General features: G+C 61.5%; 28 protein-coding genes and 1 riboswitch. Of the genes, 9 read left to right on the top strand and 19 right to left on the bottom strand.

The window, feature by feature from the left end; all coding sequences use genetic code 11:
- Positions 1-47: 47 nt before the first annotated feature.
- Positions 48-371, bottom strand: coding sequence for a sel1 repeat family protein (locus ACLH0H_RS17270; RefSeq protein ID WP_411378920.1), 324 nt, complete (start codon positions 369-371; stop codon positions 48-50).
- A 457-nt stretch (positions 372-828) separates the two neighbouring features.
- On the opposite strand from ACLH0H_RS17270, the gene ACLH0H_RS17265 reads away from it, so the two are divergent.
- The 4 genes from ACLH0H_RS17265 (at position 829) to ACLH0H_RS17250 (ending at position 3,990) form a co-directional block, all read left to right on the top strand.
- Positions 829-1,134 (top strand): hypothetical protein, encoded by a 306-nt coding sequence (locus ACLH0H_RS17265; protein ID WP_076952950.1) that lies wholly within the window; start codon positions 829-831, stop codon positions 1,132-1,134.
- 443 nt (positions 1,135-1,577) lie between these two features.
- Positions 1,578-1,802 (top strand): hypothetical protein, encoded by a 225-nt coding sequence (locus ACLH0H_RS17260; RefSeq protein ID WP_005790139.1) that lies wholly within the window; start codon positions 1,578-1,580, stop codon positions 1,800-1,802.
- A 276-nt stretch (positions 1,803-2,078) separates the two neighbouring features.
- Positions 2,079-2,561, top strand: coding sequence for a hypothetical protein (locus ACLH0H_RS17255; protein ID WP_411378919.1), 483 nt, complete (start codon positions 2,079-2,081; stop codon positions 2,559-2,561).
- A 145-nt stretch (positions 2,562-2,706) separates the two neighbouring features.
- Entirely contained in the window at positions 2,707-3,990 is a 1,284-nt protein-coding gene (locus ACLH0H_RS17250; RefSeq protein WP_411378918.1) for an OmpP1/FadL family transporter, read from the top strand.
- Between the two features lie 65 nt (positions 3,991-4,055).
- Here the strand turns inward: ACLH0H_RS17250 and ACLH0H_RS17245 are convergent, their stop codons facing one another.
- From ACLH0H_RS17245 to cobO, 13 genes are all read right to left on the bottom strand, one after another.
- Positions 4,056-4,604, bottom strand: coding sequence for a glutathione peroxidase (locus ACLH0H_RS17245; protein WP_411378917.1), 549 nt, complete (start codon positions 4,602-4,604; stop codon positions 4,056-4,058).
- Positions 4,605-4,753: 149 nt separating this feature from the next.
- Positions 4,754-5,953 carry an MFS transporter gene (locus ACLH0H_RS17240; RefSeq protein WP_169376557.1) on the bottom strand — a complete coding sequence of 400 codons (1,200 nt, stop codon included), beginning with the start codon at positions 5,951-5,953 and terminating at the stop codon, positions 4,754-4,756.
- Positions 5,954-6,014: 61 nt separating this feature from the next.
- The gene (locus ACLH0H_RS17235) at positions 6,015-6,419 is read right to left on the bottom strand and encodes a MarR family winged helix-turn-helix transcriptional regulator (protein WP_411378916.1); all 405 of its coding nucleotides are present in this window, start codon (positions 6,417-6,419) and stop codon (positions 6,015-6,017) included.
- A 42-nt stretch (positions 6,420-6,461) separates the two neighbouring features.
- On the bottom strand, positions 6,462-7,190 hold the full coding sequence (locus ACLH0H_RS17230) for an adenosylcobinamide-GDP ribazoletransferase (RefSeq protein ID WP_411378915.1): 729 nt from the start codon (positions 7,188-7,190) through the stop codon (positions 6,462-6,464).
- A gap of 2 nt (positions 7,191-7,192) precedes the next feature.
- Entirely contained in the window at positions 7,193-7,768 is a 576-nt protein-coding gene (gene cobC, locus ACLH0H_RS17225; protein ID WP_411378914.1) for an alpha-ribazole phosphatase family protein, read from the bottom strand.
- A complete protein-coding gene (cobT, locus tag ACLH0H_RS17220) occupies positions 7,765-8,820 on the bottom strand; it encodes a nicotinate-nucleotide--dimethylbenzimidazole phosphoribosyltransferase (protein ID WP_411378913.1) in 1,056 nt (351 codons plus the stop codon). Before cobT ends, cobC begins: the two co-directional genes overlap by 4 nt.
- Positions 8,817-9,338 carry a bifunctional adenosylcobinamide kinase/adenosylcobinamide-phosphate guanylyltransferase gene (cobU, locus tag ACLH0H_RS17215; protein WP_411378912.1) on the bottom strand — a complete coding sequence of 174 codons (522 nt, stop codon included), beginning with the start codon at positions 9,336-9,338 and terminating at the stop codon, positions 8,817-8,819. The genes cobT and cobU overlap by 4 nt, the downstream gene beginning before the upstream one ends.
- 124 nt (positions 9,339-9,462) lie before the next feature.
- Complete coding sequence (locus tag ACLH0H_RS17210) at positions 9,463-10,914, bottom strand: cobyric acid synthase (protein ID WP_411378911.1); 1,452 nt, start codon at positions 10,912-10,914, stop codon at positions 9,463-9,465.
- Positions 10,911-11,900, bottom strand: a complete 990-nt coding sequence (gene cobD / locus ACLH0H_RS17205) for a threonine-phosphate decarboxylase CobD (RefSeq protein ID WP_411378910.1) — start codon at positions 11,898-11,900, stop codon at positions 10,911-10,913. Before cobD ends, ACLH0H_RS17210 begins: the two co-directional genes overlap by 4 nt.
- Positions 11,893-12,801, bottom strand: a complete 909-nt coding sequence (cbiB, locus tag ACLH0H_RS17200; protein WP_411378909.1) for an adenosylcobinamide-phosphate synthase CbiB — start codon at positions 12,799-12,801, stop codon at positions 11,893-11,895. The genes cobD and cbiB overlap by 8 nt, the downstream gene beginning before the upstream one ends.
- Positions 12,798-13,448 (bottom strand): 5,6-dimethylbenzimidazole synthase, encoded by a 651-nt coding sequence (bluB, locus tag ACLH0H_RS17195; protein ID WP_411378908.1) that lies wholly within the window; start codon positions 13,446-13,448, stop codon positions 12,798-12,800. Before bluB ends, cbiB begins: the two co-directional genes overlap by 4 nt.
- Positions 13,445-14,848 carry a cobyrinate a,c-diamide synthase gene (locus tag ACLH0H_RS17190; protein ID WP_411378907.1) on the bottom strand — a complete coding sequence of 468 codons (1,404 nt, stop codon included), beginning with the start codon at positions 14,846-14,848 and terminating at the stop codon, positions 13,445-13,447. The genes bluB and ACLH0H_RS17190 overlap by 4 nt, the downstream gene beginning before the upstream one ends.
- Positions 14,845-15,456 carry a cob(I)yrinic acid a,c-diamide adenosyltransferase gene (cobO, locus tag ACLH0H_RS17185; protein WP_411378906.1) on the bottom strand — a complete coding sequence of 204 codons (612 nt, stop codon included), beginning with the start codon at positions 15,454-15,456 and terminating at the stop codon, positions 14,845-14,847. The genes ACLH0H_RS17190 and cobO overlap by 4 nt, the downstream gene beginning before the upstream one ends.
- Before the next feature lie 79 nt (positions 15,457-15,535).
- Positions 15,536-15,784, bottom strand: a riboswitch (cobalamin riboswitch).
- A 99-nt stretch (positions 15,785-15,883) separates the two neighbouring features.
- Here cobO and ACLH0H_RS17180 point away from each other — a divergent pair.
- The 3 genes from ACLH0H_RS17180 (at position 15,884) to ACLH0H_RS17170 (ending at position 18,892) form a co-directional block, all read left to right on the top strand.
- On the top strand, positions 15,884-17,197 hold the full coding sequence (locus ACLH0H_RS17180; RefSeq protein WP_411378905.1) for a PQQ-dependent sugar dehydrogenase: 1,314 nt from the start codon (positions 15,884-15,886) through the stop codon (positions 17,195-17,197).
- Positions 17,198-17,756: 559 nt separating this feature from the next.
- Complete coding sequence (locus ACLH0H_RS17175; RefSeq protein WP_014717988.1) at positions 17,757-18,059, top strand: transposase; 303 nt, start codon at positions 17,757-17,759, stop codon at positions 18,057-18,059.
- On the top strand, positions 18,056-18,892 hold the full coding sequence (locus tag ACLH0H_RS17170) for an IS3 family transposase (protein WP_411378539.1): 837 nt from the start codon (positions 18,056-18,058) through the stop codon (positions 18,890-18,892). Before ACLH0H_RS17175 ends, ACLH0H_RS17170 begins: the two co-directional genes overlap by 4 nt.
- Positions 18,893-19,383: 491 nt before the next feature.
- Here ACLH0H_RS17170 and ACLH0H_RS17165 read toward each other — a convergent pair whose 3' ends face one another.
- The 5 genes from ACLH0H_RS17165 to ACLH0H_RS17145 all read right to left on the bottom strand — a co-directional run bounded on the left by ACLH0H_RS17165 (position 19,384) and on the right by ACLH0H_RS17145 (position 23,961).
- On the bottom strand, positions 19,384-19,923 hold the full coding sequence (locus ACLH0H_RS17165; protein ID WP_411378904.1) for a C40 family peptidase: 540 nt from the start codon (positions 19,921-19,923) through the stop codon (positions 19,384-19,386).
- Between the two features lie 144 nt (positions 19,924-20,067).
- Positions 20,068-20,697 (bottom strand): NlpC/P60 family protein, encoded by a 630-nt coding sequence (locus ACLH0H_RS17160; RefSeq protein WP_411378903.1) that lies wholly within the window; start codon positions 20,695-20,697, stop codon positions 20,068-20,070.
- Between the two features lie 209 nt (positions 20,698-20,906).
- Positions 20,907-21,611, bottom strand: a complete 705-nt coding sequence (gene hda / locus ACLH0H_RS17155) for a DnaA regulatory inactivator Hda (RefSeq protein WP_058424954.1) — start codon at positions 21,609-21,611, stop codon at positions 20,907-20,909.
- Between the two features lie 203 nt (positions 21,612-21,814).
- Entirely contained in the window at positions 21,815-22,888 is a 1,074-nt protein-coding gene (locus ACLH0H_RS17150) for an AI-2E family transporter (RefSeq protein ID WP_411378902.1), read from the bottom strand.
- 32 nt (positions 22,889-22,920) lie between these two features.
- Positions 22,921-23,961 (bottom strand): DUF2066 domain-containing protein, encoded by a 1,041-nt coding sequence (locus ACLH0H_RS17145; RefSeq protein WP_411378901.1) that lies wholly within the window; start codon positions 23,959-23,961, stop codon positions 22,921-22,923.
- Between the two features lie 353 nt (positions 23,962-24,314).
- On the opposite strand from ACLH0H_RS17145, the gene purM reads away from it, so the two are divergent.
- Positions 24,315-25,373, top strand: coding sequence for a phosphoribosylformylglycinamidine cyclo-ligase (purM, locus tag ACLH0H_RS17140; protein ID WP_411378900.1), 1,059 nt, complete (start codon positions 24,315-24,317; stop codon positions 25,371-25,373).
- Positions 25,373-26,023, top strand: coding sequence for a phosphoribosylglycinamide formyltransferase (gene purN / locus ACLH0H_RS17135; protein ID WP_411378899.1), 651 nt, complete (start codon positions 25,373-25,375; stop codon positions 26,021-26,023). Before purM ends, purN begins: the two co-directional genes overlap by 1 nt.
- Position 26,024 lies beyond the last annotated feature (1 nt).

Genomic DNA, 26,024 nt, shown 5'->3' with positions numbered 1-26,024 from the left:
TTACCGAAAAAAAACAAGGTTAACGGAGCACAGGGTCTGAGGACAGCTCAGTCTTCGACCTGGCCCAGTTCGCGCTGGGCGCGCAGGTCACCGGCGCGCGCCGCGAGGCGCAGCAGGTCATGGCCAATGCGGCGGTCACGGGCATTGCCGCATTCACGGCACATCAGTTGGCCCAGGCGGCTTTGAGCGACAACCACCCCTTCACGGGCTGGCTGCTTGAGCAAACGCCCGGCGAAGTGCTTGACGTTGGTGCTGTGACCCAGGCGCGGACTGTCGAGTAACCACAAGGCAACTTTCAAAGAGAAGCGCTTTGGGGCGGTAACAGTGTGTGGGGTGTCGGTAACAGGAGGTGATACTGAGCGAAACTTCATAAAGCACTGTGGGACAGAACGGAAGGCGCGCCACTCTACTCTTTTTTTCGCACAGGTAAAGCTGAAAAAACCCTGCACGCCCGTGCTAGAGCAAGCGCTTGGGACAATCCACAGAAGCTGTGGATAACTCAGTGGACAACCCTCTTCCAACCCGCGCAAAGCCCCATGGAACGGGGGCCGCAGTCAAACTGACGATTTTTTCACCAATAAAAAAAAGCCCGATTTTTCATTGACTTAAATTTCCATTGCAGGCAAATGGCGGCGTTACGGCACCGTTGGCGGTGGGGTTACAGGCGCTGCCACCAATGTGCACAAGTACCCAACCGATCGTTATATCGGCGGCGTTCTTTGAAGCCGTTTGCCGCAAAATTGTTACGGCCAGGGCAAACCAAATACTTTTCAAATCGGTGCCGGCTCGCCACACTCCCCGCCCTACAGCGAAACGGTGGGTGGGTCGATGAAAGGAATGCTGGTGTTCGCCGTATTGCTACTGGCGATCTGCGCTGTCTCCCTGGGGATCAACGCGGCACTGCCCTCCCCGGATGGGGCGCTGTTCGCCATTGCGATCCTGCTGTCGGCGGCGTTTACTGCCGTCAGCCTTTGCATCGAACTGGGTGAAGGCCGGATCAATGACATGGGCGACGTGATGAAAGTGGTCGAGACCGGCCAGTCCCTGCGCCTGACCCTCGCCGCCTACGGGCTGGGCTGCTCACTGGCGGCAGCGACGGCGGTGCTGGTGTACCAGGGCCTGCTGGGCGGCTGATTGAAGTTTTTTGTCAAGACGCTTCCCTTGCTCGCTTCAATCCGTTACTATCCGCGGCGTTAGTACCAAGCTGAAAGTCAATTCTGGTCGAACCATTCCCATGCACCACACGGGATCGACCACCTCGATGGTTTCCAGGTATCACTTGCGACGGCACTGCCTTTGAACAAGCAAAGGGTGTCGCGAAGTTTCAATACTCTGACCGAACCAACCTGCAGATTGATCAGGATCTTCACCCTGGGCCCAGAACCTTTGCCCCTGTTGTGTTGCCTGCCCTCCTAAGTACCTACCTGCCAGCCCAAGCGCGCCTAATTTAATAGCGCTTCAAACTGGCTGCTTTGTTCCAGTCGGGTTCTTCGTTTGATCAATGGTGATCAACGTCACTGGAACGTTTTAATACGGCACGGTTCTTATCTGTGTCATTTGTAGGAACACCAATAATTATGAACGCTCAAATCCATACTCAGGATGCCATCCGCACCCTCACCAACGCTTTTGCTCCAATGAACTGCCTGATCATGGCCGCTCGCAAAGGCTGCTTCAGCTTCACCCTGGTCAACGAACACGGCATCGCTCGTCACAGCGAACGCCTGTACCCCGATCAATACTCCAGCGCAGAACCGCTGCAGGCCGTGATCGAGCGTACCCGTCAGGCATTGACCGCCTGACCCGACCCGAGTCGCTGAAACACAAAAACCCTGTTTAACAAGCAGGGTTTTTTATTGCCTGTAATTTGTCCGTTGAGTTTCGCGCTAATTTCAGAACGATATAACCGTTATAACTGAATGAAGAAGATGATTTAAAAACAATCCTTTACACCACAAATATGACACTACACTTCAACTTGAGCGGTATGATCCGCTTCCGGCGAGCCTGAGATCCGATCCACCGCTGCCAAGCCCCTCCTCAGGCCTCGCCGACCACTCTCATGGGTTGAGGCGTGTATGGGTATCGCTGCCAGCGAACTGTGTCGTTATGTGATCAGGCCAACTTTGTCGTACCTTGGCCGCCAGGACCCGACGGCCGAGGCCTTGCTGCTGGGCATTGCCGCCAGCCAGTCGGAACTGGGTTCCGCCCTGCACGACCGGCGCGGGCACGGCCTGTACAGCATTACCGAACCGCGCCATCGCGCCTTATGGGACGGCTACCTGGCGCTGGACCCCGAGCGCGCCAGCCTGGTGCGTGGGCTCGCGAGCCAGCATGCATTCTTAAGCGCGCCGCAGCTCGAATTGACCGTAAACCTGCGTTACGCCACGGCCATCGCCTGGCTTCTGGTGGAACAACACAGCCCCGCACTGCCACCGCCAGGAGATGTGCTGGCCATGGCGCGTATCTGGAAAGAAATATTTCACCCTCAAGGTCGACTGCGCGATTTCACTCAAGCGTGGCGAACCTGTGTTTCACCCATGAATCACGTCGCTTGCTGACCGGGCAACTTGCAAGATTCGTCAAAACCGCGGAATTCTGGTCGGATTGTCCTACAAAACCGCTCTATCTCCTGCATTACAGCCTATAGCGCGATCTCAAAATTATTGTTACTTTCCGCAGCGGTGATCACACGGAGTTCTAATAATGAAAAAAGTAATGCTCAAGACCACACTTAGCCTCGCCGTTGCCATGGCATCCTCCCACCTGTTTGCAAGCGGTTTTGCACTGAACGAACAGAGCGTCAGCGGGATGGGTACGGGCTTCGCGGGTCGCTCTTCTTCTGCCGATGATGCAAGCACTGTGTTTGGCAACCCTGCCGGTATGGCTCGCCTGAATGGGCAGCAGATCACCGGTGGCGTTGCGGCGATCGATGCGTCGACCGATATCAGCGATACCGGCGGCAACTCTCGCGGCTCCAACAAAGGTGACATGGTTCCGTTCACCGCGGTGCCATTTGGTTTCTACACCAACAAACTCAACGATCAGTGGGCTGTCGGCTTCGGGGTCTATGCGCCGTTCGGCCTGGTGACCGATTATGAAAACGGCTTCCAGGGCCGTGGCTTCGGCAGCAAGAGCGAAGTGAAGGTGATGACCTTCCAGCCGACGGTCAGCTACGCGTTCAACGACCGCGTATCCATCGGTTTCGGCCCGACCTTCAACCGGATTTCCGGCGTGCTGGAATCGGATCGGACGCTGAACCCCGCCGTCAGCGACACCAACGTTAAAATCAAGGGCGACGATACTGCGCTGGGCTTCAACGTCGGCGTCCTGGTCCAGGCCACCGATACCACCCGCGTCGGCCTGACCTACCACTCGAAGGTCAAGTACAAGCTGGAAGGCCACACCACCGTCAGCGGCCCGGCGGCGACCCAGCCATTCCTGCGTAACAACCGCTACGACGCTTCCCTGAAGATCGATACCCCAGAGTCCTACGACCTGTCGGTCACTCAAGACCTGACCGATGCCTGGAAACTCTATGGCGGTGCGACCTGGACGCGTTGGAGCCGACTGAAGGAAATCACCGTCGACAACGAAGGCGTATCGGCTGCCGGCGGCTTACTGGCGCCCGGCCAACTGCGCTCCATCACCGAAGAGCAGAACTGGCATGACACTTGGGCCTACGCGGTGGGTACCTCGTACCAGCTGACCAAGCAAGTGGTGCTGCGTACCGGCTTGACGTTCGACCAGTCGCCGACCAACAACACCGATCGTTCGCCGCGCATTCCGACGGGCGACCGTACGATCTTCAGCGTCGGCCTGGGCTACAAGGTCATGGATAACATGACCATCGACCTGGCGTACTCTTACCTGAAAGAAGAGGACGTCAAGATCAACCAGACCGCGGACGCTCCGTCGACCGCCAGCTACCGCGCCAAGTACGAAAACAGTGCCAACGGTTTCGGCCTGGGCATGACCTACACCTTCTGATCCAGACCGGTGTAAAAAAGCCCCGCTCTCCTGCAAAGGAGGCGGGGCTTTTTAATGGCTGACCCTCAAGGCTTGGACGCTATCGCCTCTTCCACTGCCTTGAGCAGCTCCGGACTGTCCGGCTTGGTCAAACTGGAAAAGTCGGCAATCACTTTGCCCTGCCGATCTACCACATACTTGTAGAAATTCCACTTCGGCGCGTTGCTCTGCTGCGCCAATACCTTGAACAGGTGCACCGCATCCGGCCCCTTGACCTTCTGGGGCTCGGTCATGGTGAAGGTCACGCCGTAATTGACGTAACACACCTTGGCGGTCTCCTCGCCCGTCTTGGCTTCCTGCTTGAAATCATCGGACGGCACGCCAATCACTTCCAGCCCTTCGTCCTTGTAGCGTTGATACAACGCTTCGAGGCCTTTGAATTGCGGGGCGAAACCGCAAAAGCTGGCGGTGTTGACGATGACCAGGGGCTTGCCGGCAAAGCGCTGGCACAGCTCGATGGATTCTTTCGCACGCAACTTGGGCAATTGCCCTTCGAGCAACGGCGGGCAACCGGCAGCCATGGTGGCACTGGCAACGGCCATGAGGACGGGTACAGCGAGCCAACGCATCGGCATAGTTATGTCCTTGTCTGTATTCAGGCTACGAACTTAACAGATCGACATACCCAGTTGCATCAACGCCAACCCGCCGTGTTGCCAGCCCAGCCAGGCCAGCAGGAGCAAACCCAGCCCCGCCAGGAGTATCACACCGCGCACCGCTCTGCTCATGCCGCCTCCATCTGCGCCTGCAATCGCGCCACGGGCCGCTCGCGCACCGGCCAGTTCAGGGCGGCGGCGAGCAGGCTCAATAGAATCGCCACCTGCCAGATCAAATCGTAGTTGCCGGTGCGATCATAGACCACTCCGCCCAGCCAGCCACCCAGGAACGAACCGATCTGGTGAAACAGGAACACGATCCCACCGAGCATCGAGAGGTTTCGCACACCAAACAGCGTCGCGACGGTGCCGTTGGTCAGCGGTACGGTGGACAACCATAAAAAGCCCATGGCCATGCCAAACAGGTAGGCCGTGACTTCGGTGACCGGCGCCCACAGGAACAGCACGATCACCACCGCCCGCAGCACGTACAAACCGGTCAGCAAGCGCGGCTTGGACATGCGCCCACCGAGCCAGCCGGCGGTGTAGGTGCCGAAGATATTGAACAGGCCGATCAGCGCCAGCACCGTGGTACCGGTGGTGGCCGGCAGGTGCTGATCCACCAGATAAGCCGGCAGGTGCACGCCGATAAACACCACTTGGAAGCCACAGACAAAAAAGCCAAAGGCCAACAGCCAGAAACCGGAGTGGGAACAGGCTTCCTTCAACGCTTCACGCAAGCTTTGCTGACCGACCATTGCCGGCAACGGCCGGTCCTTGAGCATGGCGACCAGCGGCAGGATCAACGCCACCATCAGGCCCAGCGCAAGCAATGCGGCCGACCAGCCCAGCCAACTGATCAACCCCAGTGTGCCCGGCACCATCGCAAATTGACCGAAGGAGCCCGCAGCACTCGCGATACCCATCGCCATGCTGCGTTTTTCCGGCGCAACCGCACGGCCGACCACGCCCAGGATCACCGAGAACGAAGTGCCGGACAGGCCGATACCGATCAGCAAGCCTGCGCTGAGGGACAGCGTCAACGCTGAATCGGACATGCCCATCAGCACCAGGCCCACCGCGTACAGGACGCCGCCGACAAACACTGTTTTAGTCGCACCAAAACGGTCGGCCAGGGCGCCGGTGAACGGCTGCGCCAGGCCCCAGATCAGGTTCTGCAAGGCGATGGCAAAGGCAAAGGTTTCACGGCCCCAGCCGAACTCGCTGCTCATCGGCGCCAGGAACAGGCCGAAACCATGCCGCACGCCCAACGACAGCGCCAGGATCAGCGCACTTCCTAAAAGAATCCAGCCACTGGTGCGCCACATCGAGGTCATTTCTTATTCTCCGCCGCGGGTATATACCCGCTTGTAGGCGAACAAACCCGCGTCAGGCGAGTTCGTCCAGCAAGGCCAACAGGGTTTCGCGTTTTTGCGCGCCGAGTCGATCGATCAATTTCTGTTGCGCCGCTTCCCAGGCGGGTAATGCCGCAGCGAGTCGTGCTTCGCCGTGCTCGGTCAACACCACCAGGCGATTGCGCAGGTCATCGCCCTCCACCAACCGCACCAGACCTTCGCCTTCCAGCACCCGCAGGTTGCGACCCAAGGTGCTGCGGTCCAGGCCCATGGCGTCGGCCAGGCTGGAAATGCTCGGCTGGTCGAGTCGCTGCAGGTTGCACAGCAAAGAATACTGGGCGACGTTGATCCCGAAGCCATCAAGGGCGCCGTCGTAGTGCCTGCTGACGCCACGGGCGGCACGTCGCAGGTTGGTGCACAAACATTGGGAGGCAAGCATGGAACGTGTATATACCCGCGATTAAGGAAACGCAAGAAAGTGTTACAGCGCCAGCGCGACGACAACCGCCGTTTCGAGCAGCTCCAGCAGCGCCCCGGCGGTGTCGCCGGTCGTGCCGCCCAAGCGCTTTATCATCAACCGGCGTAGCGCCAAAAAACAGAGGGCGGCGAACAATACGACGATCCCGCCGTTGAAGCCGCCGATCAGGATGCAGGCCAGGCCACTGAGGATCAGTACCTGTTGGCCGACCACCCTCGGTAAATGATCCGACAATGCCTGGCCCAATCCGCCGACGCGCACGTAGCGCGTGGTGAGAAACAGCGCCAGCATCGATGCGCGCCCGATCAACGGCGCCAGGATCAGTGCAGCGCCGTTGTGTTGCTCGATCAAGGCCACCAGCGCGGCGAATTTGAGCAGCAGCACCAAACCCAGGGTGACCACGGCAATCGGTCCACTGCGCGGGTCTTTCATGATCGTGAGGGTACGCTCGCGATCGCCGAAGCCGCCCAGCCAGGCATCGGCGCTGTCCGCCAGGCCGTCCAGGTGCAGGCCGCCGCTGAGTAGCACCCAGGCCGTCAGCAACAGCGCTGCGTGCAGCAACAGCGGTGCGCCCATCAAGGCCGTACTCAAGGCCCAAAGCGACAGCCCGAACAACAAGCCGACCACGGGATAAAACAACAGCGAGCGGCCCACTTCCTGAGGTTGCGGCATGCCCGGCAGCCGAATCGGCAGGCTGCTGAGAAATTGCAGGGCAATCCAGAATGGCAGCATGGCTACACAACTTCCTTGAGCACGCCGTCCGCGCAGATCTGCAGGCTGAATAACCCCCCGTGAACGACCTCGACGTTCAACAGTTGCTCCCGAGCCAAGCCTCGCGCCTGCGCCAGCAAAAGCCGCATCACGCCGCCATGACTGATCAGCAACACACGCTCTCCGGCATGAGCCCGATGCAAGCAGGCGATTGCGCCGTGCACCCGCTGGGAAAACTCAGCGACAGGCTCGCCCTGCGGCGGCGTAAAACCGTAGGGATCGGCCCAGAACAGACCCAGCCCTTTCGCGTCGGTCTCCATCAAGGCCGCCGCACTCTGCCCTTCCCAGGCGCCGAAGTGCAGCTCTTGCAGGTCTTTTTCCAGGGTCACCGGCAGGTTGAGCCGAGTGCCCAGTTCTTCGGCAAACCGCGCGCACCGTTGCAGCGGCGAACTGACCAGGCGGTCCCATGGCCCCTGCTGCACCACCGCCGCGCGCATCTGCGCCCAGCCCTTGGCGGTGAGGGCGTCGTCCAGGCTGCCGCGCAAGCCGCCGCCCAGTTCGGTTTCGCCGTGGCGCAGCAGGTCCAGGCGCAAGGTCATGCCGGGCGTTCCGCCACGGCGGCTTCGGCGAACGTCGCCATCTGCCCGTGCAGCGCACAGGCCAGGCGCAACAACGGCACCGCCAATGCCGCACCGCTGCCTTCACCCAGGCGCAAGCCCAGTTCCAGCAGCGGTTGCGCATCAAGGCTTTGCAGCACGTGATGATGGCCAGGCTCGGCGCCGCGATGGCCAAACACCAGCCACTCACGGCAGGCCGGGTTCAAGCGCGTGGCGACCAGCGCCGCGACGCTGCAGATAAACCCGTCCACCAGCACCACCACGCCGTCCTGGGCACACGCCAGGTAGGCGCCCACAAGCGCAGCAATCTCAAAGCCGCCGAGGTTGAACAGTGTGTGCAATGCATCACCGCGCTGCCCGGCATGCAAGGCCAATGCACGCTCGATCACCGCCACCTTGCGGCTGACGCCTTGGGCATCCAGCCCGGTGCCTGGCCCCGTGAGGTCACTGACCCGGCAATCGAGCAACGCACAGGCCAGCGCACTGGCGGCAGTGGTGTTGCCGATGCCCATCTCGCCGCCGATAAACAGCTGCGCCCCCGCTGCCAGCGCGCGCCGCGCACTGTCGCGACCGGCCTGCAGGGCGAGTTGCCCCTGGGCCTCGGTCATTGCCGGGCCGTTGACGAAGTTGGCGGTGCCCGCGCCGATATTCAAGTGACGCACACCGCGCAGGTTCAGGGCTGGCGTCACCGTGCCCAGGTCGACCACTTCCAGCGGTGCATCCAACTGCCGCGCCAATACGCTGATGGCCGCGCCGCCGGTGACAAAGTTATGCAGCATCTGCCCGGTGACCGCCTGGGGAAACGCCGACACGCCTTCGGCAACCACGCCATGGTCACCGGCGAAGATGGCGATCCACAGCTGATCCACCGACGGCTTGACTTGGCCCTGCAGGCCGGCCAACTGCACCGCCAGGGCTTCCAACAGGCCGAGAGAGCCGGCCGGCTTGGTCAATTGCTGCTGGCGTGCCAGGGCTTCTTCGTACGCTTGAGCGTCAACCGTCTTACACGGGTTGAGCCACCAGGTGTCCGTCATAACGCAGTACCTTTCAAAATCAGGGGCAGGCCGGCAACGGTCAGGACTACACGCTGACAGCGCTCGGCCAAGGCTTGATGCAGCCAACCGGCTTCATCCACATAGCGGCGAGTCAATTCGCCCAGCGGCACGACACCCAGACCGGTCTCGTTGCTGACAAAAATGATTTCACACGGCAGCGCGGCCAGGTTTTCCAGCACTTGATCGCGCTCGAACGCCAAGCGCACAGGGTCTTCGAGCATCAGCAGGTTGGTCAGCCACAGGGTCAGGCAGTCCACCAGCAGGCACTGCCCAGGCGCCGCGTTTTCACGCAGCACGCGCGCCAGTTCGATGGGCTCTTCGATCAGGCCCCAGTGGTCCGGGCGACGTTGGCGATGCAGGGCGACACGCTCATTCATCTCGCCATCCAGCGCTTGGCTGGTGGCGATGTACGTGACGGGCAAGGCGCTGTCGCCGGCGAGTTTTTCGGCGAGACGGCTTTTGCCGGAACGGGCGCCGCCGAGGATTAGTTGATGCATGGCGCCACACCTCTATTTACAACTCGGTCAAATGTGGGAGCTGGCTTGCCTGCGATGGCATCAACCGGTTGCTCCTGATACACAGAGGTGCCCGCATCGCAGGCAAGCCAGCTCCCACACACAGTCAAACCCCGCATAGTTTGCGCAACAATTCAGTGTCCAGATGGTTTTCCACCAGGTCGGCCAAGCGCTCGATATCCCGCTCGCGCAACGCGTGGTAATCCACTTCCTGCACGTCCTGCAAACCCGCCCAGCGCAGCAAGGCGCTGCACGCGGCCGGGGTTTCGAACAGGCCATGCAGGTACGTCCCGAGAATTTGCCCGTCCGCGCTTTGGGCGCCATCGCTGCGCCCGTCGTCCAGGCGCACCGCCGCGTTCGCCAAGGCTTCGCCGCACGTCACGCCCGCATGGATTTCATAGCCGCTGACCTCGGCGTCCTCCAGCAACAGGCGACCGCGCACATTGCGCAGCTGTTTCTCTTGCGCAAGCGTGGTACTGAACGCCAGCAACCCCAGGCCGTCGCTTGAGCCTGCCGGCCCTTCCAGGCCCAGCGGGTCGTGCACCTGCTCGCCGAGCATCTGCAGGCCGCCGCAAATGCCGAGCACTTTGCCGCCATAGCGCAGATGCCGTGACACAGCGACATCCCAGCCATTGGCGCGCAGATAGGCCAAGTCGTTGCGCACGCTTTTCGAGCCGGGAAGGATGATCAGGTCGGCAGCGGGGATCGGCTGGCCTGGCCCGATGAATTGCAGGTCCACCTGGGGATGCAGGCGCAGCGGGTCGAAATCCGTGTGGTTGCTGATGCGTGGCAACACCGGCACCACCACCTTGAGCACCTGGGCAGCCTTGTCGACCTGACGTTTGTCGATACCGTCTTCGGCTTCCAGATGCAAGTCCATCACGTAGGGCAACACACCCACCACGGGTTTTCCCGTGCGCGCCTGCAGCCAATCCAGGCCCGGCTGCAGCAGGGCGATGTCACCGCGAAAACGGTTGATGATGAACCCCTTGACCCGCGCCTGCTCCGTTGGTGAAAGCAGCTCCAGTGTGCCAACCAAATGGGCAAATACCCCACCGCGATTGATATCGGCGATCAGCAGTACCGGGCAATCCACTGTTTCGGCAAACCCCATGTTGGCGATGTCATTGGCGCGCAGGTTGATTTCCGCGGGCGATCCCGCGCCTTCCACCATCACCACGGCGTAGGCCTGGCTCAACCGTGCATGGGAGGCCAGCACCGCCTGCATCGCGATGGCTTTGTAGTCGTGATAGGCCACCGCGTTCATGCTGGTCACGGCGCGGCCGTGGATGATCACCTGGGAGCCGGTGTCGCTGTTGGGCTTGAGCAGCACCGGGTTCATGTCGGTGTGCGGCGTCAGGTTGGCGGCCTGGGCCTGCACCGCCTGGGCGCGGCCGATTTCGCCACCTTCGGCGGTCACCGCACTGTTGAGCGCCATGTTCTGCGGTTTGAACGGCACAACCGTTATACCCTGGCGCACCAGCCAGCGACACAGCGCCGTCACCAACGTACTCTTGCCGGCGTCAGAGGTGGTGCCTTGCACCATCAAAGTACTCATGTCGCGTCCTTGTAGGCGGCCAGGGCCTGGTTCAGGCGCAGCCAGTCGGCCTCGGTGCCGGGCAGGCCGAAACGCAGGCTGCTGTCATGCACGAACAGGCGCAGCAGAATGCCGCGCTGGGCCATGAACTCGTGCATGCGCTCGGCGTGAGGCGTGATCAGCCACTGGAACAAGGCGCAGCCACCCTGGGGATGGAAGCCGTGGCCCTCAAGCACGTCGAACAAGCGCTGGGCGGCCTCGATGCACCGCGCGCGCTGCCGTGCATGCCCGGCGCTGTCGCGCAGGCACACCTGGCCCAGCACCCGCGTCGGCCCGCTGACCGCCCAAGGGCCGACCTGTTCGGCCAGCAACTTGAGCAGCTTGCGCTCGGCCAATACGAAGCCCAGCCGCACGCCGGCCAGGCCGAAGAATTTACCGAACGAGCGCAACACAATCAGGCCGACCTGATGCGCCTGGCCCGCAAGGCTCAGTTCGGGAGTCATGTCCATGAACGCTTCGTCCACCACCAACCAGCCGCCGCGCTGGGCCAGCCGCGAGTGCCAGTCCAGCAAACGCTGTGGAGCCAGGCTCAAGCCGGTGGGATTGTTGGGGTTGACCACCACCAGCACGTCGAGCACATCGAGAAAGAAATCAACTTCCTGCTCTTGCACTTCGCGCACCACGTAACCGGCTCGGCGCCAGGCCTCGGCGTGTTCGGCATAGCAAGGCGAGAGGACGCCGACTTTGCCCGAGCGGCGCAGGCGTGGCAGCAACTGGATGGCCGCCTGGGAACCAGGCACCGGCAATAAATGCGCGGCGCCGTAATAGGCGCTTGCGGCCTGCTCCAGGCCGTCGTCGGTTTCCGGCAGACGCGCCCAGGCGCGCAAGGGAATCTCGGGGATCGGCCAGGGCCAGGGCGCGAGACCGCTGGACAGGTCCAGCCAGTCGGCCTCGGCTATCCCGTACTGAATCGCTGCCTTGCGCAGCCGGCCACCGTGTTCAAGCATAGTATTGCGCCCCCACGCACAGGATCAGCAGCCACAACCATACGCCGCGCTGCACCAGTTGCCAGCCTCGATCAATCGAATCGGCGTCCGCCGCCGGACCTTCGCCCAGCGGCGGACGCTGGTGCACTTCGCCGTGATAGATCGCCGGGCCGCCCAGCTCAACGCCCAAGGCTCCCGCACCGGCGGCCATCACCGGCCCCGCATTGGGGCTGTCCCAGGTCGGCCCCTGGGTGCGCCAGCAACGCAGCGCCAGGCGCGTCTTGCCCAGCACGGCGTAGGTCAATGCCACCAGGCGCGCGGGAATATAGTTCAGCACATCGTCGATTTTTGCGGCGGCCCAACCGAAGCGTTCAAAGCGTTCGTTGCGATAGCCCCACATGGCGTCGAGGGTATTGCTCAGGCGATACAGCACCACGCCCGGCACGCCGGCGACCACAAACCAGAACAGCGCGGCGAACACCGCATCGCTGCCGTTTTCCAGCACCGATTCGGTGGCCGCGCGGGCGACTTCGGTAGGGTCCAGCTCACTGGTCTGGCGGCTGACCAGGTAGCTCACGCGCGTGCGCGCCTCCTCCAGGTCATCGCCGCGCAGGGCCTGGGCCACCGGGAGTACATGCTCGCCAAGGCTGCGCATGCCAAGGGCGAGGTACAACGCCAGGATCTCCAGGACCCAGCCGATATAAGGCGCCCACGACAATGCCGTGGCCAAGAGGGTCAGCGGCACCACGGCAATGAACCACGCGGTCACGCCATGGCTGCGCCAACCGCGCCCACCACTGTTGAAACGTTGTTCGATGCGCCCGGCGAAATTGCCGAACGCCACCAGCGGATGCCAGCGCCTGGGCTCGCCCAGCAGCGCATCCAGCGCCACTGCAGCGACACACAGCAAGGCCACACTCATTGACTCACTCCCCACACATTCTCATACAGCATGTCGCTCAGCGGCCGAGGTTCGGTCCAGCCTTCGAGCTGCAACATAGGTGCCGGGTAGAACTCGGTCACCGGGCCCAGGCACAGCACGGCCAAGGGTTTAGCGCCAGGCGGCAAACCCAGCAGGTCGGCGAGCGCCTGTGGCTCGAACAGCGAGACCCAGCCCATGCCCAGCCCTTCGACGCGGGCTGCCAGCCACAGATTCTGGATGGCACAGGACAGCGAGGCCAGGTCCATTTCCGGCAAGGTACGACGGCCGAAAATGTGCCGCTCGCGATCGTCCATCAACGCGGCCACCAGCACCTCGGCGCAGTCGTGGATGCCTTCGACCTTGAGTTTCATGAACGCATCGGAACGCTCGCCCAAGGCGTCGGCGGTGCGGATGCGTTCTTCTTCCACCAGTTGCTGGATTTGCCCGCGCAGTTGGCGGTCGCTGATACGGATAAAACGCCAGGGCTGCATCAAACCGACGCTGGGGGCCTGGTGCGCGGCCTGGAGCAGGCGGTGCAGCAATTCGGGAGCTACCGTGCCGCCGCTGAAGTGGCGCATGTCGCGGCGTTCGGCGATGGCGCGGTAGACGGCGTCGCGGTCGGCCTGGGGGAAGGCGTTGTCAGTCATGGCTCTATCGCGGGCAAGTCGAATCGTCGCACCGCCGCCCCCACATTTTGATCTGCGAACGCTGCCGATGTGGGAGCTGGCTTGCCTGCGATAGCGGTCTCAAGGTCCGGCGCAAATAATGCGGCCACCGCCGATGGATTGGATGGAAAGTAAAAGTGCACGTAGGAAGCTGTCATCCGCCCTTGTCGATAAACCGCCTCCGCCCCACGCCCGCCATTGGGGCTCAGGCCACGGGCAATCGGTTGGCATTCGGTACTGGTCAGGGAATGGTGATAGGTATGGCCACGCAACGTGCCTTCCGGCAGCTCGACACTTTGCAACGCCAACGCCGCCAGCTTCTTCTGCATCACCGCATCGCCCTGCAACAGACCGAGCAGTTCGGCGCGGGTGCCGTCGACATCGGTGAGCGAGTCGAGCAGATAGAGCATGCCGCCGCATTCGGCGAGCAAGGGTTTGCCGGCGCCATAATGAGCGCGGATCGCCTCGAGCATCGGCGTGTTTTGCGACAGGGCCTGGTGATGCAGCTCCGGGTAACCGCCGGGTAGATAGAGGCTGTCGGCTTCAGGCAAAGCGTGATCATGGATGGGGGAAAAGAAACTCAACTCGGCGCCCATTGCCCGCAGCAGGTCAAGACTGGCGCCATAGGTAAAGGCGAAGGCTTCGTCACGGGCCACGGCGATACGCACGCCATCGAGCAGCGGCTCAGCATTGACCACCTGTGGCGCAGCGAAGGTTACCGGCGGCGGCAAGGCCACTTCGCAACTGCTGCCCAAGGCCTGGGCGGCGGCGTCCAGGCGTACATCGAGGTCATTGAGTTCGCTGGCCTGCACCAGACCCAGGTGACGGCTGGGCAACTCGATACCGGTTTCGCGGGACAGCGCGCCGTACCAACGCAGGCCTTCGGTGAGACTGCCTTCCAGCAATTGCGCATGGCGCAGGGTGCCGACGCGGTTGGCCAGCACGCCGGCGAACGGCAGATCCGGCTGATAGCGCGCCAGGCCCAATGCCAGCGCGCCAAAGGTCTGGGCCATGGCCGTGCCGTCGATCACGCCCAATACCGGCACGCCGAAGTGGCGCGCCAGGTCAGCGCTGGAAGGTGTGCCGTCGAACAGGCCCATCACGCCTTCGATCAGGATCAGGTCCGCCTCACCGGCGGCCTCCCACAGCAAACGACGGCTTTCCTGCTCGCCCACCATCCACATGTCCAATTGATACACCGGCGCACCGCTGGCGCGTTCGTGGATCATCGGGTCGAGGAAATCCGGGCCGCATTTGAACACGCGCACCTTGCGCCCCAGGTTGCGGTGCAAACGGGCAAGCGCGGCGGTGACGGTGGTTTTGCCCTGGCCGGACGCCGGTGCGGCGATCAATACCGCCGGGCAATGACGGGGCTGATTCAAAGTTCGACGCCCTTCTGTGCCTTGATACCGGCCTGGAACGCGTGCTTGAGCATGCCCATGTCGGTGACGGTGTCGGCCAGCTCGATCAACTCAGGCTTGGCGCCCCGGCCGGTGACCACCACGTGCTGCATCGGCGGCCGGGCCTGCAGGTCGCCGAGCACATGGTCGAGGTCCAGGTAGCCGTGCTTAAGGGCGATGTTGAGTTCATCCAGCACCACCATGCCAATGCTCGGGTCTTGCAGCATCGCGCGGGACACCGCCCAGGCCGCCTCGGCGGCGGCGATATCGCGCTGGCGGTCCTGGGTTTCCCAGGTGAAGCCTTCGCCCATGACGTGGAAGCGTACCTGCTCGGGGAAGCGGCGGAAAAACAATTCTTCGCCCGTGCTGTGGCGTCCCTTGATGAACTGCACCACGCCGCACTGCATGCCGTGGCCCATGGCCCGGGCGAGCATGCCGAACGCGGAGCTACTCTTGCCTTTGCCGTTGCCGGTCAGCACCAGGAGCAAGCCGCACTCGTTGGGGGAATTGGCGATGCGTTCGTCGATCACGGCTTTTTTGCGCAGCATGCGCGCCAGGTGGCGTTCGTCGCGGTCGGGGGAATCGGTCATGGCAGCTCTCCGTTGGGGCTGGACAAAAACGGCGGGCAGGAAAAAACAAAAAACAGACAGCCAAGCATCGCCCACCGTGATGCTGTTGGATGTTTCAGGCCGGTCTCCGGGCTCATGAGTGGCCGCTGCATGCACAGCAGGCCAACGCTGCGCCTTCCCATATCACACGGATACAGTGGCAATAAAGGCAGCGTCTTGACTCATTTACCGTTGCGGGGGCAGCGCCGGGATCGCGGCAGCACTGTGTACAAGTGCGCTCGCTCACCGGCTTCCCTGTTTCACTCTGTCGACGCGCACGCCACAGAGCACCTGGAACACGCCGCGAAGGTTAGTGGGTTGGGGGTGGAGCGTCAATTAAAGCTGATGGCGCACTTGAACCATCGCACCGTCGCCCTCCTCTACCCTTACAAGTATCAAGGAGTACACCATGCACAAAACAACACTCGCCCTACTCATCATGGTCGCCGGCACCCTCGCGGCCTGCGGTGAAAGCTCCACCCTTCAGGTCTCCGACGGTACCGGGCCGTCGCCCCAGTTACCCGAACCGAACAAAACCCTGATCCCCACCGTCAATATCGCCCCGGCCATCGGCTGGCCCGAGGGCGTGAAGCCGACAGCCGCCGCCGGCACCCAGGTGGCGGCGTTTGCCGAAGGCCTGGACCATCCGCGCTGGCTGTATGTGCTGCCCAACGGCGATGTGCTGGTGGCGGAAACCAACGCGCCGCCCAAACCGGACGACGCCAAAGGGATCCGGGGCTGGGTCATGGAGAAAGTCATGAGCCGTGCCGGCGCCGGCGTGCCAAGCCCGAATCGCATCACGCTGCTGCGTGACGCCGACCACGACGGCGTCGCGGAGACACGCAGCGTGTTCCTGGAAAATCTCAATTCCCCCTTTGGCATGACGCTGGTCGGCAACGACCTGTACGTAGCCGACTCGGACAAGCTGCTGCGCTTCGCCTATCAACCGGGTGAAACCGCGATCAAGGGCGCCGGCACTAAAATCATCGATCTGCCGGGCGGCCCGCTGAACCATCACTGGACCAAAAACGTGGTGGCCAGCAAGGACGGCAGCAAGCTGTACGTGAGCGTGGGGTCCAACAGCAATGTCGGCGAAAACGGGCTTGACGCGGAACAGGGTCGCGCCGCGATCTGGGAAGTGGATCGCGCCAGCGGCCAGCACCGTATCTTCGCCTCCGGCCTGCGCAACCCGAACGGCATGGCGTGGGAGCCAAAGAGTGGCAAACTGTGGACGGCAGTGAACGAGCGTGACGAGATCGGCAGCGACCTGGTGCCCGACTACATCACCTCGGTCAAGGAGGGCGGCTTCTATGGCTGGCCGTTCAGTTATTACGGCCAGCATGTGGATGTGCGTGTCACCCCACAGAATCTGGATTTGGTAGCCAAGGCGATTGCGCCGGACTACGCGGTCGGCCCGCATACCGCTTCGTTGGGCCTGACCTTTGCCGAAGGCAGCAAACTCCCGGCGCCGTTCACCCAGGGCGCGTTTATCGGGCAGCACGGCTCATGGAATCGCAAGCCGCACAGTGGTTATAAGGTGATCTTCGTGCCGTTTGAAGGTGGCAAGCCGAAGGGGCAGCCGGTGGATGTGCTGACCGGGTTTCTCGATAAGGATGAAAAGGCCATGGGCCGGCCGGTGGGTGTGGTGATTGACCAGCAGGGGGGGTTGCTGGTGGCGGATGATGTGGGGAACAAGGTGTGGCGGGTGTCGGCGACTAAATAACCGCCCCCGAATGAGGGAGCTTGCTATAGAACGTGGCGGCCTTTGGGCCGACCATGCTGGTGGGTTTGGCGGGGTACATATCCGTTATTTAGGTAACGGCGGCTTAGGGTTTCGCCCTTACGGCGACTCACTTTTGGAAAGGCCGGAATGCCGGCCCAGCCAAAAGTAAGCAAAAAGCCTTCGCCCCACCACTCGGTACCTCGCCTAGGCTCGGTATGCCCTCACTCCGGCTTGAATCCGTGGGCCGCCGTCATGGGCCATCCTTGGCCCAGGACGGCTAACCCGGCGTCCTGCCGGGTTACCCCACGGATTCAAGCCTGCGTTCGGCCAGCGTGGTTGACGGGGCGCCTGAGATCAAGATCAAAATCAAAAGCCAGAGCCAGAGCCAGAGCCAGAGCCAGAGCCAGAGCCAGAGCCAGAGCCAGAGCCAGAGCCAGAACAGCCTGAGGTCTACCTGATGTACAGAGATCAAACTGTGGGAGGGGGCTTGAACTGGCCTAATGATTTTGGACACTTCAATCGGGCGCTATGATAGCGCCCAAATTTGAGGTGTTTGGATATGCGTAAATCTTATTCGAGTGAGTTCAAGCTCAAGGCCGCCAGCATGGTGTTGGATGAAGGTCAGCCAGTTACCGAAGTCTGTGCCAGCCTGGATATCGGCCCCACAGCGCTGCGTCGCTGGGTCGATCAAGTGCAAAAAGAACGCTTGGGCTCGACTCCCGTAGGGGCCAAGGCGATTACCGCTGATCAACGAGAAATCCAGAGGCTCAAAGCTCTGCTCAGAGAGAAAGACCTGGATATCGAAATCCTAAAAAAGGCCAGTGCTCTCCTGCTTTTGGACGCCAAAGATCATTCACGTTGATCGATGAGCTGGACGAGCAGTACGGCGTTAAAAGGTGTTGCCGGGCGTTCGGGGTCAACCGCAGTAGTTTCTACGCTTGGCGCCAGCGCCAGGGCAGAGCAAATCCTGAACGGGACAAGCTCAAGGCCGCGCTGGTCAGGCACCACAAGGCGTCCAGAGAGTCGGCCGGCGCACGTACATTGTCCAAGGAGCTACAAGCCAAAGGGCATCGTATCGGACGTTATATGGCTCGCAGTTTGATGCGCGAAGCTGGCATCGCTAGTCGTCAGCGCAGGCGCCATAAGTACAAGTCGCCGGGCGCGGAGGCCTTGGTGGCGCCACACGTGCTCAAGCGGAAATTTGATGTGACGGCGGTTAATCAGGTGTGGTGTGGCGACGTGACTTACATCAAGGTCGGCAAGCGGTGGATGTACTTCGCCGCCGTTCTGGATTTGTACGCTCGCAGGATCGTAGGCTGGTCGTTCTCGATGATTTCTGATGCCAACCTGACCTGCGAAGCGCTACGCATGGCGGTTGAGCTACGCGGCCATCCCCAGAATGTGTTGTTTCATTCTGACCAAGGTTGTCAGTACACCAGTCATAAGTTTCGAAACGAGCTGCTCAAACAGGGTTTTAGGCAAAGCATGAGCCGTAAAGGCGAGTGCTGGGATAACGCCCCGATGGAGCGTTTCTTTGGCAGTTTGAAATCAGAGTGGGTGCCTGAGACGGGCTACAAACTGGAACATGAGGCCCGAGCAGACGTACAGCGCTATGTCTCTCGCTACAACATCAGCAGGCCTCACAGCTATAACGACTACCGGTCGCCGGTCATGAAGGAAAGGTTGGCGGCGTGAACCGTAATCAGTGTCCAAGATTACTTGACCAGTTCAGCTTGCCCCCGATGGCGGTGGGTCAGCTAAACATTTATCAACTGACCCACCCTCATCGGGGGCAAGCCCCCTCCCACATTTTTCAAGCGAGTACACCGCCCCCCATTACCGGTCGGCTCTTAGGCCGCCGCGCTTTTGCTTTTGATCTGGGATCGCCCCGTCAACCACGCTGGCCGGAATTCGACAGTGATTTGGGGGGTAAACCGGCAGGACGCCGGTTTAGCCGCCCCGCGCCATGGATGGCGCGTGGCGGCGGCCCCCCAAATCAATGTCGGATTACGGGCATGCCGAGCCTAGGCGAGGCACCGAGTGGTGGGGCGAAGACCTTTTGGTTACTTTTGGGTCTTTCCAAAAGTGACCCGCCGTAAGGGCGGAACCCTAAGCCGCCGTTACCGCAGTAACGGATATGTACTCGGTCCCCCGCACGGCAGCAAGCCCCACATTTGAATCGTATCTCAGGGATTACGCGCCAAATTCCCCGGCAACACCCGCTTGGCACTCAGATAAGCATTCTGCCAATACGCCTTGGCCAAGCTATCCAGCTTCACCGTCCCACCCGTTTGCGGCGCGTGCACAAAGCGGCCCTCACCCACATAGATGCCGGCGTGGCTGACTTGCGAACCGCCCCCGGTGGCGAAGAACAGCAGGTCGCCGGTCTGCAGGTTCTGCTCGCTGACGTCTTGCGCGCGCATCACGATCAGTTCGCGGGTGGTGCGTGGCAATGAGATGCCGGCGGCATCGCGGAAGACAAAACCGATCAGGCCACTGCAATCGAACCCCGAGTCTGGCGTGTTGCCGCCCCAGCGGTACGGCGTGCCGACCAGGCCGAGCGCGCGGAAGAGCACGTCGTCAGCCGCCGGCGAGAAATTCTGGGTGGAATAGTTGAACACCGGCTTAGGCTTGACCGCGACAGGTGCGGGCGGCGGTGGGCGGCTGGCGCAGGCGCTGAGCAGCGCGGCGCAAACGAGGAGAATCAAGCGGGCCGAGGTCGACATGTGCAGAACAATCCTGGTCTGGATGCGGCTTTCGCTGCCGAACGCTGAAAACCAGAACGCGCAAGCAAGGCTCGCGCGAACGGATTACAGCAATGTCCAGGGATTCTAGCGCTTACACGTCAAACTTCAAGTATCACTTTAAGTTTACTTACTGGCGGTAACCGTAGTCGGGGCCATGGCGAGTGCGCGCTTGGCTTCGATGAAGGTTTTGCTCCAGTAGGTGTCGCCCAGGCTGTCGACACGAACACCACCACTGCGACGGCTGCTGGAGTGGATAAACTGGTTATCGCCCAGGTAGATACCGGCATGACTCACGCGACCACGGCCCGCCGTACTGAAGAAAAGCAGATCACCGGGCTTGAGGTTGTTGCGTGCGACCAACGGTGCTTTTACGTTGATCATTTCGCGGGTGGAGCGCGGCAGGTTCATGCCGGCTTCTTCACGAAACAGGTAGCCGATGAAACCGCTGCAGTCGAACCCGGCTTCGGACGTACCGCCGAAACGGTAACGGGTACCGATCAGGGACATGCCGCGCTCAAGGATACTGTCGGCCAGGACAGGGAGCTGATAAGGCTTGCTGCCGGAAAAATCGGCCAGTTCCTTTTCAGTTGCCACTTCTTCTTCATAAACGGAAGAAGACTGTGCGGCGACGAATTTTGCCTGGGACTGTTGCTGAGGCTTCTGCTGCTCGACCACTTGTTGAGGGTGGGAGGCGCAGCCAAACAACAGGGTAACGAGTGCGAGAGGCACGAGGGGTGCGAAGCGATTTAGCATGGGCACGACCGTGGCTGGTATGTAAAGAAGCCGAGACTATGCCTTCTATCACATCGATTTGCAAATTCAATCGTGGTCTATGTGACTTCGCAATTGGACCACGGCATCTAAGCCGTAATTCCATTTATCGGTTCAAATGCGTGGCCAAACAGGTCATAACGCAGGATTTCTGGCGCCTGTAAAATGCCGAACCTCGACGAATCAACGACTTACCAACCCAACGTCTCTTTGAGAAAAGGGATCGTCAATTTTCGTTGTGCCTGCAAGGAGGCCTGATCAAGCTGCTCGAGCAGATCGAACAACGCACTCATGCTGCGGGTGCCACGGGTGAGGATAAAATGCCCGACCTCGTCGGTGAGGTGCAGGCCGCGCCGCGATGCGCGCAGCTGAAGGGCACGCAATTTGTCTTCATCGGACAGCGGACGCATCTGGAAGATCAGTGCAAGGGTCATGCGCGACTTGAGATCGGCCAGCTTGATCGGCAATTCGCGTGGCGAGGTAGAGGCTGCGATCAGCAGGCGCCGCCCGCTGTCACGCAAACGATTGAACAGGTGAAACAGCGCCTCTTCCCAATCAGCCTTGCCGGCGATCGCCTGCAAGTCGTCCAGGCACACCAGTTCGTATTGCTCAAGATGGTCAAAGATGCCGATACCGCGGTCCATCAATTCAGCCAGGGGCAGGTAGACCGCCGGCTCGCCCATTTGCTCGAAACGCAGGCAGGCGGCCTGCAACAGGTGGGTACGCCCTACGCCGTGTTTGCCCCACAGGTAGATAAGGCTTTCGGTCCACCCGGCGTCGGCTTCGCAAAGCCGCTCGACATAGCCGAGTGCAGCGGCATTGGCGCCTGGGTAGTAGTTGATAAAGGTGGCGTCATCACGCAGACGCACACCCAAGGGCAGCTGAATCGGTTTCATGCTGACTGAACGGCTGCAAAAGAACCGTTAGTGGCCTCTATGTAAAGTTTGCAAAGTTTATACCCGTGACGCCGGGCGCACAATGCAGCAGACCCCAAGCAAAATCAAAGGTTTGCGTTAACCCGTTGGATTCACGAAGATTGTTTGACGTTACGGCGCCACAAATAACAAACCCGGCCGGAGCCGGGTTTGTGGTGCACCGATTACAAGTCGGGGTCTTCAACCCCCGTATACACTTCCGAATCCTTGTACAGATCGTGCACATGGCGCACCAGCACCATGATCACCGCCGCCACCGGCAGCGCCAACAGAATGCCGGTAAACCCGAACAGCTCACCGCCCGCCAGGATCGCAAAGATCACCGCCACCGGGTGCAGGCCAATCCGATCGCCTACCAGCAACGGCGTCAGCACCATGCCTTCCAGGGCCTGGCCGACCATGAACACGGCGACGATCCCCAGCATCGGATACAGGTCGCCGCCAAACTGGAACAGCCCCGCCACCAAGGCCGCGCCAATACCGATCACAAACCCCATATACGGCACGATCGCGGCCAGGCCGGCGATCAGGCCGATCAACAGGCCCAGTTCCAGGCCAAGCGCCATCAAGCCCGCAGCGTAAATGATCCCCAAAGCCAGCATGACCAGCAACTGGCCACGCACAAAGGCACCCAGCACCTCATGGCATTCCTCGGCCAGGGAGACGATGCGCTCCTCACGGTTACGCGGCAGCAAACTGCGGATCTTGGCCATCATGATGTCCCAGTCGCGCAGCAGGTAGAACGCAACCACCGGGATCAGCACCAGGTTGGTCAACCAGCCGATCAGCGCCAGGCTGGACGCGGTCGCCTGGCTGAGGATGACACCGACGATATCGGTGGTCTGGCCCATGTGTTCACTGATGGCTGCCTTGACCTTGTCAAATTTCCAGAACCCATCCGACAACCCCAGCTTGGCCTGGGCCCACGGCATCGCCGTGTGCTGCAGCCAATCGAGCATCTGCGGCGCCAGCTCATACAGGCGAAACAGTTGCTTGGCCAACATCGGCACCAGCACCAGCACCAACGCCGTGATGATCAAGGTAAACAGGGCGAACACCGCCACAGCGCCCCAGGTACGCGACAACCCAGCCTTCTCCAGGCGATCCACCACGGGATCGAACAGGTAGGCCAACAGCAACGCCACCAGGAACGGCGTCAGGATAGAATGCAGCAAGAATACAAAAACGCACAGCAGGACAATCCCGCCAAGCCACACCCAACGACGCGTATCCGCCATAAACCACTCCAGCTATATAAAGAAGAAAACTGTTACCAACGAAAACGCAGTTGCGCCTGAGGCTCAGGCGCGGCAGGTGGCTGAGCGCCATCCGCCAGCGGCTGTTGAACCGGCGCCTCACCGGCAGGAATCTCCTGCAACTTGGCCAGGCTCAACTGGGTACGCAACTGATCGGCACTGCCGTTGACGCGATACACAATGCGATCGCCCTCCACCCGCTGCGGCTGAGCGCCAAAGGGTTCAAGCAGATGGCCCAGCGCGGCATACCGCTCAAGGGTCATGCCCTGCACTTCCAGCAACTGTTCGGCGCTCACGCCAGGCTTGACCGCAAAGCGCGGTGCCAGTTTCTGGCTCACCGCCAGCATCACCGCGTCCGCCACGGCGCCCGTGTCGGCACCTTGCGCGGTGCCCTGCTCGCTTTTGTCGCCCAACCACAGGCGCCATTTGGCCTGCCATTGGCTGCCTTCCTGACGCGCGTGCACGGCCAGCAAGGCGTCGGCGCCGTAGCGCTCGGAGGCCGCGCGTAGCGGCGTGGCGTCGGCGTTCTCAAGGTTCGGCGCGGTGGCGACCACCTGCTCATCCAGGTCGCCCAGCGGCAGGCGCAACGGCAAGCCACGGTGTTGCGCGGCACGACGCAGCGCCTGGGCGACGGTCTGGCCATCGCCGACCAGGCTGCTGCCCTCGGTGGAGTCGTTCAGCCACCAGCCGAGGATTGACGGCCGGTTGCTGCCCCAGATCGACAAGCCTGCTTCACGCAGCACACGATCAGTGCTCACCGGGTCGAAATCCACTTGCAGGCTCTCCGGCGGGCCGGCGTCATAGCCATATTGCGTGATGATTTGCTGCGGGTCTTTGCGAACGGCCGCCAGGCCCGGGCCCTCGGCGGCCTTGGCATCGCCGGTCAGGCGTATGACCAGGGTCTGCACGGCGCGCTGGGTAGCCTGGTCGCGCTCTTGCGCAGACTGGCTGCCGACCGGTTCGAGTACTTGATACAGGCCATTGAGTGTTTCGGCATGACTCGCCAGGCTGACCAATGACAAGCAGCCTACAAAGAAGAATTTACACAGACGCATGGAAGATTCCCGAACGACAAATTTAGCGGCTGGATCAGACCGCGTGGACTCGGTTTGGCAGGGCTGTGACCACAGCGACCGGCAAAACACTCACGGGGTCCCGGTAGTTTTCGTACTGTCATAACGATAGCGAGTTAAAGGCTATACCTTAATACGTGCCAAAGCAGAGCCGATCAGCATTTTTTAACCGGCTTTTTTACCGATATGCCCCTGCCCGTCGGCCCGAGGATGGCCGCTGCCCCTCAAGCCTGATAAAATCGCGCGCCTTCGCAGACCGTCAACGGCTGGGCCTTTACCAAAAGCGCCTGCCGGCCCGGTCGTTACCCAGAAATCCCCCCCTAAAGGCCTGGATCATGAGCAAGCAACCCTCCCTGAGCTACAAGGACGCCGGTGTAGACATCGACGCCGGTGAAGCATTGGTCGAACGCATCAAGAGCGTCGCCAAGCGCACTGCGCGCCCCGAAGTCATGGGCGGCCTGGGCGGTTTTGGCGCCCTCTGCGAAATCCCGGCCGGCTACAAGCAGCCTGTGCTGGTGTCCGGCACCGACGGCGTGGGCACCAAGCTGCGCCTGGCGCTGAACCTGAACAAGCACGACACCATCGGCATCGACCTGGTTGCCATGTGCGTCAACGACCTGGTGGTGTGCGGCGCCGAGCCGTTGTTCTTCCTCGACTACTATGCCACCGGCAAGCTGAACGTAGACACCGCGGCGCAAGTGGTCACCGGCATCGGCGCCGGCTGCGAGCTGTCGGGTTGCTCCCTGGTGGGCGGCGAAACCGCTGAAATGCCAGGCATGTACGAGGGCGAAGACTACGACCTGGCCGGCTTCTGCGTCGGCGTCGTGGAAAAAACCGAGATCATCGACGGCTCCAAGGTAGCTGCCGGTGACGCACTGCTGGCCCTGCCATCCTCCGGCCCGCACTCCAACGGTTACTCGCTGATCCGCAAGATCATCGAAGTGTCCGGCGCCGACATCGAGAACACCCAACTCAACGGCAAGCCACTGGCCGACCTGCTCATGGCCCCGACCCGTATCTACGTCAAGCCGTTGCTCAAGCTGATCAAGGACACCGGCGCGGTCAAGGCCATGGCGCACATTACGGGTGGCGGCCTGCTGGACAACATCCCGCGCGTGCTGCCAAAAGGCGCCCAGGCGATCGTTGACGTGGCCAGCTGGCAGCGTCCTGCGGTATTCGACTGGTTGCAAGAGAAAGGCAACGTCGACGAAACCGAAATGCACCGCGTGCTCAACTGCGGCGTGGGCATGGTCATCTGCGTGGCTCAGGAGCACGTTGAAACTGCGCTGAACGTGCTGCGTGAAGCCGGCGAGCAGCCTTGGGTCATCGGCCAGATCGCCAGCGCCGCCGAAGGCGCGGCCCAGGTTGAACTGAAGAACCTCAAGGCTCACTGATGTCCGCAACCTGTGATGTCGTGGTGCTGCTTTCCGGCACCGGCAGTAACTTGCAGGCCCTGATCGACAGCACGCGCACCGGCAACAGCCCAGTGCGCATCGCGGCGGTGCTCTCCAACCGCAGCGACGCCTACGGCCTGCAGCGCGCCAGAGACGCGGGTATCGCTACCCGCTCGCTGGATCACAAGACGTTCGAGGGCCGCGAGGCGTTCGACAGCGCCTTGATCGAACTGATCGACGCCTTCAACCCCAAACTGGTGGTACTGGCCGGTTTCATGCGCATCCTCAGCGCTGATTTCGTGCGACATTACGAAGGGCGCCTGCTCAATATCCACCCTTCCCTGCTACCCAAGTACAAAGGCATGCACACGCACCAGCGTGCGCTCGATGCTGGCGACCGCGAGCACGGCTGCAGCGTGCATTTTGTTACCGAGGAACTCGATGGCGGGCCTCTGGTCGTACAGGCAGTGGTTCCGGTAGAGTCCAACGACTCGGCGCAGAGCCTTGCGCAACGGGTTCACACCCAGGAACACAGGATTTACCCACTGGCTGTTCGCTGGTTTGCCGAGGGACGGTTGATTCTTGGCGACCAGGGTGCATTATTGGACGGTCAGTTACTTGCGGCCAGCGGCCACTTGATTCGAACCTAGG

Origin of the sequence: Pseudomonas sp. MPB26, from assembly GCF_046605355.1 — a bacterium.
GTDB lineage: Bacteria > Pseudomonadota > Gammaproteobacteria > Pseudomonadales > Pseudomonadaceae > Aquipseudomonas > Aquipseudomonas cedrina.
The sequence above is the reverse complement of the archived record's forward strand: the minus strand, read 5'-3'. Positions and strand labels throughout refer to the sequence as shown.

Bases quoted from the DNA above. Each gene is read 5' to 3' on its own strand.
- cobD (WP_411378910.1), bottom strand. From the start codon at position 11,900: ATGCTTGAACACGGTGGCCGGCTGCGCAAGGCAGCGATTCAGTACGGG.
- ACLH0H_RS17270 (WP_411378920.1), bottom strand. From the start codon at position 371: ATGAAGTTTCGCTCAGTATCACCTCCTGTTACCGACACCCCACACACT.
- hda (WP_058424954.1), bottom strand. From the start codon at position 21,611: ATGAAACCGATTCAGCTGCCCTTGGGTGTGCGTCTGCGTGATGACGCC.
- purN (WP_411378899.1), top strand. From the start codon at position 25,373: ATGTCCGCAACCTGTGATGTCGTGGTGCTGCTTTCCGGCACCGGCAGT.
- ACLH0H_RS17175 (WP_014717988.1), top strand. From the start codon at position 17,757: ATGCGTAAATCTTATTCGAGTGAGTTCAAGCTCAAGGCCGCCAGCATG.
- ACLH0H_RS17160 (WP_411378903.1), bottom strand. From the start codon at position 20,697: ATGCTAAATCGCTTCGCACCCCTCGTGCCTCTCGCACTCGTTACCCTG.
- cbiB (WP_411378909.1), bottom strand. From the start codon at position 12,801: ATGAGTGTGGCCTTGCTGTGTGTCGCTGCAGTGGCGCTGGATGCGCTG.
- ACLH0H_RS17245 (WP_411378917.1), bottom strand. From the start codon at position 4,604: ATGCCGATGCGTTGGCTCGCTGTACCCGTCCTCATGGCCGTTGCCAGT.
- ACLH0H_RS17145 (WP_411378901.1), bottom strand. From the start codon at position 23,961: ATGCGTCTGTGTAAATTCTTCTTTGTAGGCTGCTTGTCATTGGTCAGC.
- ACLH0H_RS17235 (WP_411378916.1), bottom strand. From the start codon at position 6,419: ATGCTTGCCTCCCAATGTTTGTGCACCAACCTGCGACGTGCCGCCCGT.
- cobU (WP_411378912.1), bottom strand. From the start codon at position 9,338: ATGCATCAACTAATCCTCGGCGGCGCCCGTTCCGGCAAAAGCCGTCTC.
- purM (WP_411378900.1), top strand. From the start codon at position 24,315: ATGAGCAAGCAACCCTCCCTGAGCTACAAGGACGCCGGTGTAGACATC.
- ACLH0H_RS17250 (WP_411378918.1), top strand. From the start codon at position 2,707: ATGAAAAAAGTAATGCTCAAGACCACACTTAGCCTCGCCGTTGCCATG.
- ACLH0H_RS17260 (WP_005790139.1), top strand. From the start codon at position 1,578: ATGAACGCTCAAATCCATACTCAGGATGCCATCCGCACCCTCACCAAC.
- cobC (WP_411378914.1), bottom strand. From the start codon at position 7,768: ATGACCTTGCGCCTGGACCTGCTGCGCCACGGCGAAACCGAACTGGGC.
- ACLH0H_RS17240 (WP_169376557.1), bottom strand. From the start codon at position 5,953: ATGTGGCGCACCAGTGGCTGGATTCTTTTAGGAAGTGCGCTGATCCTG.
- bluB (WP_411378908.1), bottom strand. From the start codon at position 13,448: ATGACTGACAACGCCTTCCCCCAGGCCGACCGCGACGCCGTCTACCGC.
- ACLH0H_RS17150 (WP_411378902.1), bottom strand. From the start codon at position 22,888: ATGGCGGATACGCGTCGTTGGGTGTGGCTTGGCGGGATTGTCCTGCTG.
- cobT (WP_411378913.1), bottom strand. From the start codon at position 8,820: ATGACGGACACCTGGTGGCTCAACCCGTGTAAGACGGTTGACGCTCAA.
- ACLH0H_RS17230 (WP_411378915.1), bottom strand. From the start codon at position 7,190: ATGCTGCCATTCTGGATTGCCCTGCAATTTCTCAGCAGCCTGCCGATT.
- ACLH0H_RS17255 (WP_411378919.1), top strand. From the start codon at position 2,079: ATGGGTATCGCTGCCAGCGAACTGTGTCGTTATGTGATCAGGCCAACT.
- ACLH0H_RS17265 (WP_076952950.1), top strand. From the start codon at position 829: ATGAAAGGAATGCTGGTGTTCGCCGTATTGCTACTGGCGATCTGCGCT.
- cobO (WP_411378906.1), bottom strand. From the start codon at position 15,456: ATGACCGATTCCCCCGACCGCGACGAACGCCACCTGGCGCGCATGCTG.
- ACLH0H_RS17165 (WP_411378904.1), bottom strand. From the start codon at position 19,923: ATGTCGACCTCGGCCCGCTTGATTCTCCTCGTTTGCGCCGCGCTGCTC.
- ACLH0H_RS17210 (WP_411378911.1), bottom strand. From the start codon at position 10,914: ATGAGTACTTTGATGGTGCAAGGCACCACCTCTGACGCCGGCAAGAGT.
- ACLH0H_RS17180 (WP_411378905.1), top strand. From the start codon at position 15,884: ATGCACAAAACAACACTCGCCCTACTCATCATGGTCGCCGGCACCCTC.